The following is a 15086-nucleotide window of genomic DNA, read 5'->3' as shown; positions in this document are numbered from 1 at the left end:
CTAGCTTTTTTCTATGCATTCAATTCTTCAATTTCCTCACTCACGATTTCCCAGTCGGCCATTAAGGCTTCGGCAACTTGTTTAATGGCATCCAATTCTTCGGTAATCGCGTAACTTTTTTCGTGGTCGTTAAAAACCGTTGGAAGTGTCAACTCATGTTCGAGCGAAGCGATTTTCGCATCGCATTCTTCCATTTTTTCCTCAATCTCAGCAAGCTTTCGTGTTTTTTGCCGTAATAATTTTTGCGCTTCCTTGCTTTGCTGGTACGCCGCCTTGTTAGAAGGATTTTCCGCTTGTGCTGGCATTTCGCCTTTCCGAAGTTTCTCTTCCATTTCAAGACGCGCAATTTCTCTGTTTTCCGCAATTTTCTCCTGATAGTAGTCATAGTCGCCTAAATAGCGCGTCGCCCCAGTCGGACTAAGCTCAATAATATCTTGTGCGATGCGGTTAATGAAGTAGCGGTCATGCGAAACGAACAAAATCGTGCCTTCAAAATCAATGAGTGCCGCCTCCAAAACTTCCTTACTTTCAATATCCAAATGGTTGGTCGGCTCATCGAGAATAAGCACGTTTGCCCCGAGTAGCGTCAGCTTTGAAAGCGCCAAGCGGGCCTTTTCGCCGCCACTAAGCGTATCCACAATTTTTAAAACATCATCTTCTGAAAAAAGGAAATTTCCAAGTGTGGTGCGGACCGCTTTCTCGTCTAGTTCAGGATATTCATCCCAAAGTTCTTGTAAAATCGTCTTTTTGGAAGAAAGCTTAGCTTGTTCTTGGTCGTAATACCCGATTTTAACGCCAGCGCCAAAACGAAAATCGCCCTTTAAAACAGGGATTTCACGAATGAGTGACTTTAAAAGGGTAGACTTGCCAATTCCGTTTGGCCCAACAAGTGCAATACTATCACCGCGCTTCATTTCAAACCGAACATTTTGCGCCACCAATTTGTCTTTCGAATAGCCAATTGCAACATCTTCGACAAATAAAATGTCATTGCCTGGCGTGCGGTCAAATTGAAAACCAAAATGGGCCGCTTTTTCATTTCCCGCCGGCCGATCTAATCGGTCCATTTTTTCCAGTTTCTTCCGCCGGCTTTGCGCCCGTTTCGTTGTCGATGCACGAACAATATTCCGAGCAACAAAGTCTTCCAATTTGGCAATTTCCGTCTGTTGTTTCTCGAATTCCTTCCAGTCTTTTTCAAGCTGCTCCTGTTTTAAAACAAGAAAACGACTGTAATTTCCAACATAGTGAGTGATTTTTGTCCGGGAAATCTCATAAACTTGGTTTACCACGCGGTCCAAAAAATAGCGGTCGTGCGAAACGATGAGCAGCGCGCCCGCATAATTTTGCAAATACCCCTCAAGCCACGAAAGCGTCGCAATATCCAAATGGTTGGTCGGCTCATCTAAAATCAAAAGATCTTGTTTGGATAAAAGTAGTTTCGCAAGTGCAAGCCTAGTTTTCTGCCCACCACTTAAAGCCGCGACTAATTTTTCATAATCCTCTTCAAAAAAATGGAGACCATGTAGCACCGAACGAATTTCCGCTTCATACGTATAGCCGCCGCGTTCCTTGAAAAGGTGTTGCAGTTCATCGTAACTATCCAAAGCCTGCCTTGCCGTCTCAGCATCCGCGTATATACCGCTGTCCGCCATTTTAAGCTCCATCTCGCGCAGCTCGCGTTCCATGTTACGCAAGTCTTCAAAAACAGTCAGCATTTCATTCCAAATCGTCTTGCTCGACTCAAGCCCCGTATTTTGCGCCAAGTAGCCAATCCGCACATTTTTCGGCTTTGAAATTTGCCCCGCATCATATGAAGTCTGCCCCGCAATGATTTTCAGAAGCGTTGATTTTCCCGCCCCGTTTCTGCCAACTAGCGCAATCCGGTCATTTGTTTTAATTTCTAATTTTATATTTTCTAAAATCGTTTCCGCACCAAAGTACTTCGCAATTTGTTGTACTTGCAAAAGAATCATATTTTTCTCCCCTATCTCTTTCTAGTTTAGCGTAAAGGTGAGCCCGTTGCAATCACACATTTGATTTTGTGAAATCATTAGCATTAATTGTGATTTTACGATACAATGAGAGCAGGTAAACAAAATAAATACTGATAAAATAAAGGTTTTCTAAATGTGTGAGCAAAAAGTTTGTGCATTTTATGTGAAATGTTTATAGTATATAAGCAAGCATGTGAAGGAAAGAGCAGTCATTTTGCTTGAAAACGAACCATATTTTATCAGGAAGAAGGGACTAATTGGCATGATGGATGAAACGACAAAAATTCCACAGGCGACAGCAAAACGCTTACCGTTATATCATCGCTATTTGAAATATCTACATGAATCAGGAAAAGAACGTGTATCTTCGGCAGAGTTAAGTGAAGCTGTAAAAGTGGATTCCGCAACAATTCGCCGCGATTTCTCATATTTCGGCGCACTCGGCAAGAAAGGATATGGTTATAATGTTTCTTATATTCTTGACTTTTTTGGAAAAACGCTCAGCCAAGATAAAGAAACGAACGTTGCCATTATCGGTGTAGGGAATCTTGGAACCGCACTACTTCATTATAACTTCATGAAAAACAATAATATTCGCGTTTGTGCTGCATTTGATGTAGCTCCTGCAAAAGTAGGTACCGTCCAACAAGATATTCCAATTTATCATTTAAATGATATGGAAGAAATTTTAAAAGAAAATAATGTTGAAGTGGTCATTTTAACTGTACCATCTGATGAAGCTCAAACAACGGTGGATAAATTGATCGAAGCAGACGTGAAGGGGATTCTAAACTTTACGCCAGCACGTATTAGCGTGCCAAAACAAGTACGCGTCCATCATATTGATTTGACAACTGAATTACAAACATTAATTTACTTCCTAGAAAACTATCCATCTAAAAATTAAAACGCAGCTTAAGAAGCTCAAAAATAAAAGAACTTTGATGTAACTATCTGAACCAGCGCTTAAGAGTGCTGGTTTCTTATAAGAGGTGAAATGAATGAAACGACTGAAAAAATTAAATTGGACGCAGTGGGTTGCCCTTTTTATTTTTGTATCCATGGGGATTTCGATGATTGTGACCATCTTTGAAATTTTTACTGCCCCCGCGTCACAACCAGCAACAGGACCAAAAGTAACGCTCCGAAGTGATTATATTTTCTTACTGGTAGAAATCATTTTAGGGATTATTATTTTAGCTTTACCGTCCATTGTTTCTAGACGATTTAAATTTGAAATTCCGGGGCTTGTGTACCTCATGTTTATCGTTTTTCTATACGCCTCAATTTATCTTGGAACCATTCAACAATTTTATGCGAATGTACCTCACTGGGATAAAATATTGCATACGTTTAGTGGTGCGATGCTAGGCGCAATAGGCTTTTCTTTTGTGAGTTTACTCAATGCTAACGATAAAGTCGTCATGAACATGAAGCCCGGCTTTGTTGCGATATTTTCTTTCTGTTTCGCGGTAACGCTCGGCGCTTTCTGGGAAGTGTATGAGTATACATTCGATGCTCTTTTAGGTTTAAATATGCAGCGCTTCGAACTCTCTAACGGAACGCCACTCGTTGGGCGGGCTGCTCTCACGGATACCATGACAGACGTTATTGTCGACATCATTGGCGCATTAGTTATGGCCATTATCGGATACTGGGCGCTAAAAAAAGGTCGCCCGTGGATGAAACAATTTGAATTTAAACGGACAAATAAAAAAGATGAGCTCGGAAGATAATCCGAGCTCATCTTTTTTTATAGAAACTATTTTTCAACATCTTTTTGTTTCGGCAAATTGTCTACATAACTATCAGAATACTGGAGTAGTTTTCGACTTGCTTCAAAACGTTTTTTGATATCAGCAGAGAGTTCTTTATTTCCGCCGTTATAATAAGTGGCTTTGCCCGTTTCAAAACTTTCGTCTGGTTCATACATATAATCATTTGCCATGTAGCTACCTTCTGGCATTGTGTAGCGTTCTGGCACAAAATTCGTTTGCGTATTTAAGATGTCCTCCCCAAACATAATCTGGTCAGTTGCTTTAATCCCAAGAAGATTGAGAACGGTTGGCATTACGTCAATTTCGCCGCCGATATTATCAATCTTGCCTGTCTTTTCAACGCCCGGAATGTGGAGGTAGAACGGAATCCGGTAGTCATCAGCAGGCTGCGCTTTTAGCTCACTAGAACGATTGACGTAGCTTTTTTGGTCATCTGTAAGCTTTGCCGTATCAATGATATGGTGGTCACCGTACATCACAACGACAGAATCATCCCAAATACCATTTTTCTTCAATTTATTAATAAATGCACCAAGCTGTTTGTCCGCATAGTGCACGGCTTGGAAATAGTTCCCAAGCTCTGTGCCTTCCAAGTTTTTCGGAAGGTTAAGCGATTGCTTGCTCTCTGGAATATTAAATGGCATATGACTGCTAACCGAAATAAGTTGCGCATAGAAGTTTTCATCGTTTTGATAATGTTCTTCTAAAATTGGCATCGCCTTATTGTATAAAACCTCATCGCTCGGCGAAAAGCCAATAACATCATCATCGCCAAAGAACGAGCGATCATAAAACTTATCAAACCCTACTGCTGGATAAAAATTGTCCCGATTATAGAAACTCGCGTCGTTCGTGTGGAAGGTTGCCGTCTGATAACCTTTCTTAGAAAGCGTCCGCGGTAATGATGGAATAACGCGGTCACCGTAAGTTTGCGTATTCGTATAGTAGCCGCTAGGGAAGGTGGAGGTATACACAGACCATTCCGCATCAGCCGTATTAGATTTTGAAACCGTTTGGAAAAACGAATCCGAGTAGAGCGTTTCGCCTTCCAATTTGTCGAGTGTTGGCGTGACGGATTGCCCGTTTAGTTTTACACCCGTCAAGTTGCGCTGGAAGGATTCTAACTGGATAATAATTAAGTTTTTCCCTTTTGCAATGCCGTAGTAGTCCGGATTCTTTTTAACTTCAACGCCTTTTATCGTACGGATATTATCTGCTGTAATATCAGCCGCCCGAACATCGGTCGTTCCAGTAAAAGCCGTAGCTACATTAAAGGTAAACACACCCATCTTTTCAGCGCGTTTCGTATCACTAATAATATTTTTATTCATCATATCATAAGTGAAAAATCCAATTAGAAGCAGAAGAACAGCAAGCGAGATGCCAAAAGTTCGTCTTTTTATTTGGAAAGTTTTAAAACGCACACCTTTTTTTAAGTCCAAATAAAGAACAACTGGTAACAAGAGAAGATTCGCAAAAAATAGCCAATCGTACCATTTCAATAAGCTAGTTGCGCTATCTTTGACAACGCCGACTTCACCAATTAAAGAAAGGCTGTGATAAGTTGGAATTTCATTGTAAAACCGTCCATAAAGAACGAAAACAAGCATCAATATTCCAAGAAAACATGTTAGACCCGCATAAACATAAACTTGCGCACGAGGACGTACAAAAGCATGTATGAGAAGCAGTAAAATAAGGACAAACGATAAATCGGCCATAAAGCTAAGCCAATTTGGATCTTGAAAAACTTGGAAATAGGCTAAGGCAAATTGACCAACAATTAAAATCAAATAAATAATTAACAAGATAAAAGCCTCTTTCTTTTAAAAAATAGGTTAAGTTTCCCCAATTATATCTATTTTAACGCACCCGATTTTGAAGTGCAAATATTGCGGAGAATTTTACAAGTTGGCACTTTAACACTATTGACCTTTAAAGTGCGAAAGGGTATGATGAGAAAAAATAATTTTTTACATTAAGGGGATTTCAGATGTCTATTTTTAGAAAAAAATCAATTGAGGAATTATTACCAAATAAAGGAGGACATATTCGACTAAAACAAACGCTTGGCGCATTTGATTTAATGCTCCTTGGTGTCGGTGCCATCGTCGGGACGGGGATATTCATTTTACCAGGTACTGTTGCTGCAATGCATTCAGGACCTGCCATTGTCTTTTCATTTGTGATTGCCGCCGTTGTTTGCGCACTTGCTGCGCTTTGTTATTCAGAATTCGCATCCTCTGTGCCAGTTGCAGGCAGTGCCTACACATATGGCTACGTGATTTTCGGTGAATTTATCGCATGGGTACTCGGTTGGGCGCTCCTTCTTGAATATGGCCTAGCCGTCGCGTCTGTCGCAAGCGGTTGGTCCTCTTACTTAAATGCCTTTTTGAAAGGCTTTCATCTCGAAATTCCAACCGCCATTTCGGGACCATTTAATCCGGCCGAAGGGACATATGTCAACATTCCTGCAATTCTAATCATCTTCATCGTTGCTTTTCTGCTTACTAAAGGTATTCGTGAATCTACTCGTGTGAATACCGTCATGGTTATTTTAAAAGTGAGCGTCATTCTGCTTTTCATTATCGTCGGGGCATTTTATGTGAAACCAGCCAATTGGCAACCGTTCATGCCATTCGGTTTCAGTGGCGTCCTAAACGGAGCCGCGCTTGTTTTCTTTGCATATTTAGGATTTGACGCGGTTTCAAGTGCCGCAGAAGAAGTGAAAAATCCAAAACGCAATATGCCAATTGGAATTATCGGTTCACTTTTAATTTGCACAATTCTTTATATGCTTGTATCTGTTGTTTTAACGGGTATTGTACCTTATACAGAATTAAATGTAACAGACCCCGTTGCTTTTGCACTGCAAGTCATCAATCAAGACTGGATAGCAGGAATTATTTCTTTAGGGGCAGTTGTTGGAATGCTTACGGTCATTCTTGTTATGACATACGGCGGCACGCGTTTAGTCTATGCGCTAGGTCGAGATGGCCTACTGCCGAAGATGCTAGCTGAAATTAATCCAAAACATAGCACACCTGTTAAAAATACATGGATTTATGCATCAGTTGTCGCTATTTTGGCCGGACTTGTTCCGCTTGGGAAATTAGCAGAGCTTGTGAATATGGGGACTTTAATTGCGTTTATGATGGTTTCTCTCGGCATTTTATTTTTACGAAAAAATAAAGAAATTGCGCCTGGAAGCTTTAAAACGCCGTTCTATCCCGTGTTACCAATTGTGTCCTTCTTACTTTGTGGTTTCCTTATTACACGCCTAGCGACGCTTACTTGGATTGTATGTGGCATTTGGTTTGTTATTGGGGTTATTATTTATTTTGGATATGGGAAGAAACACAGCACACTAGAAAAACAAGAGACTTACAAAAAGTAAGTTTAATCATTCGCATTTTTTCCTCCCATATGATGTAATAGAAGGAACCAATATTAAAGGAGAAATGTAGAATGAGCGACGAGTTTAAGTTAGGGGCAGTGGTTTTAAAGGTGGCAGATTTAGCCAAAATGGCGGCTTTTTATGCAGAGGTTATCGGTCTTGTTAAACAAGCGGAGTCAGAGGAAAAGGTGCTGTTTGGCGCGAAAAACGATGGCGACACACTTCTTGTTCTAGAAAAACTAACAAATGGAGTGCGCCCCAACATGCCGCGAACAGGTTTATTTCATACGGCTTTTTTAGTGCCCAATCGTGCGGCGCTTGGCGATATGCTGATTCATTTGATCAAATCGAAGTATCCGCTTAGTGGAGCGGGCGACCATGCATACAGTGAGGCCATTTATTTAGCTGATCCAGAAGGGAATGGCATCGAGATTTACCGCGATCGCCCCTTTGCCAAATGGCGCATTAACGAAGACGGCACGTATCCCGCAGTAACTGAAGAAGTCGATGCGGACGCAATTATTGATGCAGCTACGCGAGAAGAGTTCCACCAGATTCACCCAGAAACGAAAATCGGACACGTTCATTTGCAAGTGAGCGATATCGAAGCAACAGAAGAATTTTACGGAAATATTCTCGGTTTAAACATTCAAACCAAAATCCCGTCTGCCCGCTTTTTTGCAGAAGGTCGTTATCATCACCATATTGGCAGTAATATTTGGGCAGGAACAAACTTGCTGCCGCGCGCGGAAAATGAAACGGGCTTGGCCTATTTTACAATTGTAACGTCTAAATTCAAAGAATGGGAAACGCGTCTTGCGAAAGCCGGATTTAAAATGGAAAAACGCCATTTTGGTGTGCAAGTAAGCGATCCAAACGGAATTTTAATTATGTTGCAAGAACCCCAAATTTAGGAAAAGACAAATTGTCAAAAAGTTGATAGAATAAAGTTATCTTTTTGGATAAACGGGGGAAGCCAAATGATAGAATTCTATACAGCACACGGCAAGCAAGAAATGAAAAAATTGGAAGCCGCTAAAAAGGGAAGTTGGATTAAAGTCGTTTCACCGTCCGCATCTGAGATTGAAGAACTGAGCGCTATGTATCACATACCTAAACATTATTTTCATGATGCGCTTGATGAGGAGGAACGGTCACGAATTGAATTGAAGCGTACGGAGGAAGAAAAACGCCATTCGCTTGTCATTGTTGACTGTCCTTACGCGACAAAAGATGAAATGGGCTACACCACATACGAAACGATGCCAATCGGAATTGTTTTAGCAGATGATATTTTTATGACGATTTCGATACGCGAAGTTCCTGTTTTAACATCGATTATTGAAACGCCAATCGATTATTATGATACGGCTAATCATACGCGGTTTTTACTACAAATTCTTTATGCGGTTTCTTATTTTTATTTAAAATATTTAGATAAACTGATTCATTTAATGAATGAACTTGAAGGGAAAATTAAGCAATCTATGAAAAATGAACAGCTGTACGCGTTTATGGCAGTTCAAAAGAGTCTGGTGTTTTTTGCTACAGCATTACAATCGAATAAAGCGATTTTAGATAAGATGCAAGATGTGGAGCATTTTATGCAAAATCAAGGCAACCATGATTTACTTCGCGATGTTGTGATTGAAAATAAACAAGCAATTGCGATGACGGATACATACACACAAATTATAAGCGGCATGTCAGATATTTTTTCATCCGTTATTTCAAATAATTTAAACATGGTGATGAAGTTTTTAACGTCTTTTACGATTATTTTATCTCTCCCAACGATTGTCGGAAGCATTTACGGGATGAATGTGAAGCTACCTTTCGCTCATGAGGCAAATGCTTTCTCAGGTATTATGCTATTTACAATTATTCTGACACTACTTGTAACAGTTATTTTTTGGCGAAAAAAATATTTCTAGTTTGACATAGGAGGAAACATAATGGAAAAACAAACATACGAAAAACTAGCTTATTACACGATAAAAGAGAAAATTTTGAGCGGAAATTTGCGAGTAGGAGACCGAGTTACCGAAACGGTTATTGCAGACGAACTGAAAATTAGCCGTACGCCCGTCCGAAAGGCCTTAGCAAGCTTGGAGAAGGAAGGATTAATCGAAGTTCGTACAAATCGCGGAGCTATTGTCATAGAAAGCAGCATGTCCGTTAATCGTTTTGTCGAGTTGTTAGAGATAACTGAAATCATGATAAATCAAACGTTGACTAAAGTAGAAAACAAACGAATTCAAATCGACATGGGATACTTCCAAAAAAAAGTCGAGCAATTGAAGATGCTTCATCAAAAAGGCGAGGAAGATCAATTTATTGCGGAACTCTTCAATTGCTTTTTTGCATTCATTCGCTTGATGCAAAACACGTATGCGAATCGTTTCGTACAAATGATTGAAAGCGACTTTGACTCAAAAGCACAAAAAGAGATTAAAATTATTCCTTTTATTTTAGCCGAAAAAACGATTCGCTGTTTAGAGGTGACAATTCAACATGTACAGGACAACGATTTTGTTGCTGCACGAAAAGAAGTACAAACTATTATGAATCAATATATTGTGCAAACATTCCGTTAGTATTTAGTGAGGAGCATCTTGTGCGCCTCACTTTTTTTGTACAAAAGGAGATAACTGGTTGAAATGCATAATTTTATTTTCATGTATAAATAGCAAGGAAAAGTAAAATAATCTGATATAGTTAAAAAGACCTATTTTTTAGTACACAAAAACACGTTTTAGCGAGAACAAAATTATTTACTGAAAAATCTTATATTGAAAAATTTAAAGAAATGGCTTTATATAGCAGTTTCACAAAGTGATTTCATAAAATAATCCACATTTCGAGTTTTTTTGTTTACTATTTATTTAGACAGATTCAAATAGGGAAGATGATGCATTCAAAAAAACTAGCTTTGTTTCGTGAGAGGCATATGATATAATATGAGAAAGTTCATCGGTTGAAGGAGCGTTAGAATTTTGAAAAGTAAACGAGAATACAAAACCCTTGATAAGGTTGTTTATTACAGTGTCATTGAAAAGATTAAAAATGGTGAATTGAAGCCTGACGAGCATCTTACAGAAGAACGATTATCAAAAGAATTAGGCGTCAGCCGGTCACCAATTCGTAAAGCGATTACTGCTTTAGTAGCAGAAGGTGTTTTAGATTACCGGACTTACAGTGGTGTTGTAGTCAAAGATTCAATTGTTGATTCCACACGTTATGTGCAACTTCTTGAAGTTATTGAATTGTTTGTGAAAGCAACATTCGATAGAATTGAACAATCAGAGGAAGAAATGGATATCGAAGAGCTAGAAAAGTGTGTACAATCAATGGACAGAGCATCATATTTGCGCGATTTAGATGAATACATTTTTAATGAACATCAATTTTTCTTACGATTAATCAATTATTCCGGAAACCCTTACTTTAAAGACATGGCTAAGAAAGTATTTTTCAATATCAAATACTTTTCTGCAGATGCAATTACGAATCACAACGAAGAAATGCGTGAACGCAACATCAAACAATTTGGTGTGATTATTTCATTTTTGAATAAGAAAGATTATGAAAATGCCTTTTTAGAAATTAAAAAATTATTTTTAAACTACGGCACATATGCGTTTCGTTAATACTAAAACTAAAAAAGTGTAACCCAGTTAACTGGGTTGCACTTTTTTTTGATACAAACTATAACCATCTTTACTATTTAAAAACGTAAATGTTTCGGCGTACAATTGGTTGAGAGCATTATTTGAGGCGAGGGTGTCTAGACGAATGAAAGGGATACGTGCTGATGCAGCTAGTTCTTCGGCGAATTGCAGCATTCGGGCTGAAAGTTGCAGACCTTTGTAAGGGCGAGCAATCATCAGGCGGTGGATGTAAAATGCTGGTTCTGTTGCCTGTTCTTCCCATAAATTTTCGTCCCAAGCACTCGGCGTTTTTCGCACAATCATTGTTCCAGCCGTTTGCTCTTTTTGGGTTAAAAGGAAAACTTCATTTTGATGGATGCGCTCACGGATTTGATGGACGTCTGTCCCATCTAAAATGTCATTCCACTGCGTAGAACCTGATTTTTTCAACCAAGTAGCGGTGTCAATCATTAATTTTTCAACTGCTTGGTAATCTTTTGAAGTAGCTTGGCGGATTTCAAAGTTCACGCCGTTTACTGCGAATTTACTTGGGTTCATCAGGTTTGTTTTCCTCCGTCTGTTCAAAGCTTGATTCGTTTTCTTTAGAAGAGAACGTTTCATTGAAGTATGGCGTTTCTTCTTCGAGTGGTGGTGCGATTGTGCCGAATAATTCATCGTGGAAAACAGCGAAAGTGGTCGTCATGTAAGGGAACAAATAGATGGAAATGGCGACGACTACGAGATACCCGAGCAGGAATAGGAAAATCGCGCCTATTGAAATACCAAAGCCCATGGCGTCAATGACTGAGCCGTCACCGTTCATATCGTTATAATTGCCAGTGGCAGCACCAATGCCAAAGATAATCGCGGATGTAATAAAGATGGCGACAGGAATTAAATACCAAAGTAAGAAAGTTAGTGAAAGGCCAAATAATTTTCCTTTGTAGCCGTTCATCATATGCCGACTTTGAGTAATCGCATCAAGTGCTGAAATTTGTGGATTATCTCTTAAAATAAAGAAAGTTTGTGAGTAAGAATAGCCTTTAATAATGCCTGGAATAATGAATAAGAGCGACCATAAAAATGTGAAAATAGAAACAAGTAGAAAAGCTAAGAAAGTTCGACCAAAATCTTTAAAAGCGCTAAACATATAGGCTACATCGGGCTCATCTTGTCGGCTAATCGCTAAGAAGAACCAAGTTACACCTATCGTAATTGGTCCGGTAATAAGCATGCCAGCTACCCAACCAATAACTGGAATCCAGCCTATCGCGGCTGATACTGCTGCAGTAATAATCATGCTAAGCAAATAAACACCAATTGATATTCCCCAATGTCCCTGTAATGCACTTTTTGCAGCACGCCGCATTTCTGCATTTGTTAACATAAAAAATCTCTCCTTTTTCTATTATTTATGTATTAAAAATAGCATATTCTACTAAGGAGTTACAGCAAAAGGCTAGCAAATTGAAATTTCTTCTAAATTATCGGAAAAATAGGATTGTTTTTCTTTTTTTAGGGAAAAGGAGAGTTAGTCTTTGATTTTTTGATGGAGGTGTCGTTTGTGAAAGAAGATGAACGTAAAGAATTAGAGGACCGCTTAATAGACCTTAGACATGAATATCAGAATCTAGTTGCAGATTCGCGTGATTTTGAAGATCCGCAGTTGCAAAACGGTCCAATGAATGCTGCAGAAGTAAGGCTTAGCAGCATCAGGCATGAAATTAAAAAAATTGAAAAACACTTAAAAAAAGATCCGATTGAATAAATAGGCAAAAAACGTCCTTTTTCTTTCTAATCGGACGTTTTTGTTTGAAACAGAGGTGAACATGAATGAAACCGATTTTTGTTGTTGGCGATGTGCATGGTGAAATAGGCTTGCTTGAGAAAATCCTTGAAAACTGGAATCGTGAAGAGGAACGCCTTTTATTTGTAGGGGATTTAATCGATCGCGGTGAAAACCCAGGTGCAGTCCTTAGGCTCGTTAAGCAATTATCAGAAGAACATGATGTTATCGTTTTAACTGGCAATCATGAAAAAATGCTACTTGATTGGTTGAAAGAACCAGCTGAAAAAATGGCGTATTACATTAGCCAAGGTGGTATGGAGACGATTCAATCACTGCTACGGGAAAATATCGAGGAAAAAATCACACCTGATGAGCTTAGCAAACGCGTCATGGAGGAGTCAGGCGAGCTAATCGCGTTTATTCAAGATCTCCCTTTATACCATGAGGAAAAGCAGTACGTTTTTGTTCATGCGGGGGTAGATTTAACGATTCCCGACTGGCATAAGACGGCAGAAAAACAGTTCTACTGGATTCGTGAACCGTTTTTATTTGGCGAGAACCGAACAGGAAAAGTATTTATTTTCGGACATACACCCGTTCAAAATTTACATAGTGATGGCTCGAGTAATATTTGGATTTCAAAAGATCAAACGCGCTTAGGAATTGATGGCGGAGCTGTGTTTGGCGGCAGTTTGAATGCTATCGTCGTGGAAGAACACGCCGTAACGAAATTATATCGAGTTGGAAAAAATGAGCCTTTTGAAACAAAATAAAGTGAATCGTTTGATGGATAGCGGTTTTCTATATATTTTGCTACAATAGGCTCATTCTAGTTAAAAGGAAGTGTCTTTATGCGGAAAGCAACCGTGATAAGTTTGCTGGCCGTGTTTTTTGTTTCTATAGTCGCCATTTTCGGCGTTATATATGTAAAAACACAACAAGAAGAAGCAAAAGTGAAGGAAACGATTATTCCAACAGTTTTTGTGCATGGCTATAAAGGAACGGCGAACTCATTTGGTCATTTATTAAATCGAATAGGAAGCGACTCTCGGACTAAACAAATCGCCATGCAAATCATGATTAAGCCAAACGGTCAATTAAAGGTAAGAGGTCATCTGGATAGCCAATATAAAAACGGCGATTCAGCGGTACAAATTTTATTTGAAGATAACCGGGCGAGCCTTTCCAAGCAAACGTTATGGCTCCAAAATGCGATGAAATACATTCGGGAAAAAGAGCATATTAAAACAGTCAATTTAGTCGGCCATTCCATGGGAGGGCTTGCCATTTTAAGCTATCTTGAAAATACGCCAGTAGATGCCGCGTACCCCGTGCCACAAAAGTTTATTGCGATTGCGACGCCTTTTAATGGCATAGATAGGGCGGACTACTTTAAGTTGCAAAAAGACCCAGCCGCCCATGATTTGAAAGCTGGATCAGATGCACTTAAAAACCTCGCAAAAAATAAAACGAGGATTCCTAAAACTATTCAAATGCTCGCCATTGCTGGAGATCAAAATCATACAGGAACAGACGGACTTGTACAAGTGGATAGTGTGTTTTATGCAAGAAACTTTTTTCCAAAAGCGAATTACCAAGAACGCCTAATTTCTGGAACAAATGTGACGCATAGCGGCTTACATGAAAGCTTTGAAGTAGACGCGTTGCTAAGTCAATTTTTATGGGATTTACCAGACGGAATGGAAAAAGATAACGGTTCAAACTTAGATACCGTTCCAAATGTTGAAAAATAAAAGGACGTAGCCAAGTGGCTACGTCCTTTATTTTAATAATAAGGCGCCATAAATAAGTACACTAAAACACCAGTTAAACTAACATACAACCAAATTGGCATCGTCCAACGAACAATTTTCTTATGCTTGTCAACTTGCATCGTCCAGCCCCAGACAAGCGCGAACAACGCAAGTGGCACAACAACCGCAGCAAGAAAACTATGCGTAATAAGAATGAAGAAATAAATCGGGCGAACAAAGCCAGTCCCACCAAATGTACTCGTTTCAGCCGAAAGAAAATGGAATGTTAAATAGGAAACGAGGAAAAATAGCGTTGAAGTAAAAGCAGCTAAAATGAAGCCACGATGCAATTTAATATTTTTCTTCACAATGATTGCCCAAAGTGCGATGACTAAGAAGACAAAAGTGAAGCTATTAAAAATCGCATTCATTCTTGGGAAAATTGTTAAGTCAAAATGAACGGCACCTTGATAACCAATTGGTGAAAAGAAAAGTAATAAAATAATAATGACAGCCACAGCAGAAAAAATCATAATTGGCCAAAAATAATTTTTATCCGTTGCAGCAGGCGTTAATTTCTCTTTATTTTGCTCCATGTAAAATAAATCCCCCTTAAAATAAGTTCAAATTCATTATACATGATTACGTCAAATAAAAAAACAATAGACTGTTGATAAACGGCAATCTTCACCATTTGTCATCAGTCTATTTTGCTTGTTACGTT

The 15086-nt window shown here is 39.1% G+C and carries 15 protein-coding genes; 10 read left to right on the top strand and 5 right to left on the bottom strand.

Going from position 1 to position 15086, the window contains the following annotated elements:
* Positions 1 to 11: 11 nt before the first annotated feature.
* A complete protein-coding gene (locus CFS04_RS09870; RefSeq protein ID WP_088810530.1) occupies positions 12 to 1973 on the bottom strand; it encodes an ABC-F family ATP-binding cassette domain-containing protein in 1962 nt (653 codons plus the stop codon).
* A gap of 283 nt (positions 1974 to 2256) precedes the next feature.
* On the opposite strand from CFS04_RS09870, the gene CFS04_RS09865 reads away from it, so the two are divergent.
* Positions 2257 to 2901 (top strand): redox-sensing transcriptional repressor Rex, encoded by a 645-nt coding sequence (locus tag CFS04_RS09865; RefSeq protein WP_088810529.1) that lies wholly within the window; start codon positions 2257 to 2259, stop codon positions 2899 to 2901.
* A 103-nt stretch (positions 2902 to 3004) separates the two neighbouring features.
* The gene (locus tag CFS04_RS09860) at positions 3005 to 3730 is read left to right on the top strand and encodes a hypothetical protein (RefSeq protein ID WP_088810618.1); all 726 of its coding nucleotides are present in this window, start codon (positions 3005 to 3007) and stop codon (positions 3728 to 3730) included.
* A 26-nt stretch (positions 3731 to 3756) separates the two neighbouring features.
* Here CFS04_RS09860 and CFS04_RS09855 read toward each other — a convergent pair whose 3' ends face one another.
* Positions 3757 to 5580, bottom strand: a complete 1824-nt coding sequence (locus tag CFS04_RS09855) for an LTA synthase family protein (protein WP_088810528.1) — start codon at positions 5578 to 5580, stop codon at positions 3757 to 3759.
* 185 nt (positions 5581 to 5765) lie between these two features.
* Here CFS04_RS09855 and CFS04_RS09850 point away from each other — a divergent pair, with 185 nt between their 5' ends.
* The 5 genes from CFS04_RS09850 (at position 5766) to CFS04_RS09830 (ending at position 10819) form a co-directional block, all read left to right on the top strand.
* A complete protein-coding gene (locus CFS04_RS09850) occupies positions 5766 to 7169 on the top strand; it encodes an amino acid permease (RefSeq protein ID WP_088810527.1) in 1404 nt (467 codons plus the stop codon).
* A gap of 71 nt (positions 7170 to 7240) precedes the next feature.
* Positions 7241 to 8083, top strand: coding sequence for a VOC family protein (locus tag CFS04_RS09845; RefSeq protein WP_088810526.1), 843 nt, complete (start codon positions 7241 to 7243; stop codon positions 8081 to 8083).
* Between the two features lie 66 nt (positions 8084 to 8149).
* Positions 8150 to 9103, top strand: a complete 954-nt coding sequence (locus CFS04_RS09840) for a magnesium transporter CorA family protein (protein WP_088810525.1) — start codon at positions 8150 to 8152, stop codon at positions 9101 to 9103.
* A 21-nt stretch (positions 9104 to 9124) separates the two neighbouring features.
* The gene (locus tag CFS04_RS09835) at positions 9125 to 9766 is read left to right on the top strand and encodes a GntR family transcriptional regulator (RefSeq protein WP_088810524.1); all 642 of its coding nucleotides are present in this window, start codon (positions 9125 to 9127) and stop codon (positions 9764 to 9766) included.
* Between the two features lie 399 nt (positions 9767 to 10165).
* A complete protein-coding gene (locus CFS04_RS09830) occupies positions 10166 to 10819 on the top strand; it encodes a GntR family transcriptional regulator (RefSeq protein ID WP_088810523.1) in 654 nt (217 codons plus the stop codon).
* Positions 10820 to 10846: 27 nt separating this feature from the next.
* Here the strand turns inward: CFS04_RS09830 and CFS04_RS09825 are convergent, their stop codons facing one another.
* Complete coding sequence (locus tag CFS04_RS09825) at positions 10847 to 11377, bottom strand: N-acetyltransferase (protein ID WP_088810522.1); 531 nt, start codon at positions 11375 to 11377, stop codon at positions 10847 to 10849.
* Entirely contained in the window at positions 11364 to 12206 is an 843-nt protein-coding gene (locus CFS04_RS09820; RefSeq protein ID WP_088810521.1) for a DUF975 family protein, read from the bottom strand. Before CFS04_RS09820 ends, CFS04_RS09825 begins: the two co-directional genes overlap by 14 nt.
* Positions 12207 to 12383: 177 nt before the next feature.
* Between CFS04_RS09820 and CFS04_RS09815 the strand changes: the two genes are divergently transcribed.
* From CFS04_RS09815 to CFS04_RS09805, 3 genes are all read left to right on the top strand, one after another.
* Positions 12384 to 12587: an Lmo0654 family protein gene (locus CFS04_RS09815; RefSeq protein ID WP_088810520.1), complete on the top strand. Its 204-nt coding sequence runs from the start codon at positions 12384 to 12386 to the stop codon at positions 12585 to 12587.
* Positions 12588 to 12652: 65 nt separating this feature from the next.
* On the top strand, positions 12653 to 13381 hold the full coding sequence (locus tag CFS04_RS09810; protein ID WP_088810519.1) for a metallophosphoesterase: 729 nt from the start codon (positions 12653 to 12655) through the stop codon (positions 13379 to 13381).
* A gap of 78 nt (positions 13382 to 13459) precedes the next feature.
* On the top strand, positions 13460 to 14362 hold the full coding sequence (locus CFS04_RS09805) for an alpha/beta hydrolase (protein ID WP_088810518.1): 903 nt from the start codon (positions 13460 to 13462) through the stop codon (positions 14360 to 14362).
* A gap of 32 nt (positions 14363 to 14394) precedes the next feature.
* Here the strand turns inward: CFS04_RS09805 and CFS04_RS09800 are convergent, their stop codons facing one another.
* The gene (locus CFS04_RS09800; RefSeq protein WP_088810517.1) at positions 14395 to 14958 is read right to left on the bottom strand and encodes a DUF420 domain-containing protein; all 564 of its coding nucleotides are present in this window, start codon (positions 14956 to 14958) and stop codon (positions 14395 to 14397) included.
* Positions 14959 to 15086 lie beyond the last annotated feature (128 nt).

The sequence above is a fragment of the Listeria sp. ILCC796 genome, assembly GCF_900186175.1.
GTDB classification, from domain to species: Bacteria; Bacillota; Bacilli; order Lactobacillales; family Listeriaceae; genus Listeria; species Listeria goaensis.
The sequence above is the reverse complement of the archived record's forward strand: the minus strand, read 5'-3'. Positions and strand labels throughout refer to the sequence as shown.

Bases quoted from the DNA above. Each gene is read 5' to 3' on its own strand.
- CFS04_RS09870 (WP_088810530.1), bottom strand. From the start codon at position 1,973: ATGATTCTTTTGCAAGTACAACAAATTGCGAAGTACTTTGGTGCGGAA.
- CFS04_RS09865 (WP_088810529.1), top strand. From the start codon at position 2,257: ATGATGGATGAAACGACAAAAATTCCACAGGCGACAGCAAAACGCTTA.
- CFS04_RS09850 (WP_088810527.1), top strand. From the start codon at position 5,766: ATGTCTATTTTTAGAAAAAAATCAATTGAGGAATTATTACCAAATAAA.
- CFS04_RS09845 (WP_088810526.1), top strand. From the start codon at position 7,241: ATGAGCGACGAGTTTAAGTTAGGGGCAGTGGTTTTAAAGGTGGCAGAT.
- CFS04_RS09840 (WP_088810525.1), top strand. From the start codon at position 8,150: ATGATAGAATTCTATACAGCACACGGCAAGCAAGAAATGAAAAAATTG.
- CFS04_RS09835 (WP_088810524.1), top strand. From the start codon at position 9,125: ATGGAAAAACAAACATACGAAAAACTAGCTTATTACACGATAAAAGAG.
- CFS04_RS09825 (WP_088810522.1), bottom strand. From the start codon at position 11,377: ATGAACCCAAGTAAATTCGCAGTAAACGGCGTGAACTTTGAAATCCGC.
- CFS04_RS09820 (WP_088810521.1), bottom strand. From the start codon at position 12,206: ATGTTAACAAATGCAGAAATGCGGCGTGCTGCAAAAAGTGCATTACAG.
- CFS04_RS09810 (WP_088810519.1), top strand. From the start codon at position 12,653: ATGAAACCGATTTTTGTTGTTGGCGATGTGCATGGTGAAATAGGCTTG.
- CFS04_RS09805 (WP_088810518.1), top strand. From the start codon at position 13,460: ATGCGGAAAGCAACCGTGATAAGTTTGCTGGCCGTGTTTTTTGTTTCT.
- CFS04_RS09800 (WP_088810517.1), bottom strand. From the start codon at position 14,958: ATGGAGCAAAATAAAGAGAAATTAACGCCTGCTGCAACGGATAAAAAT.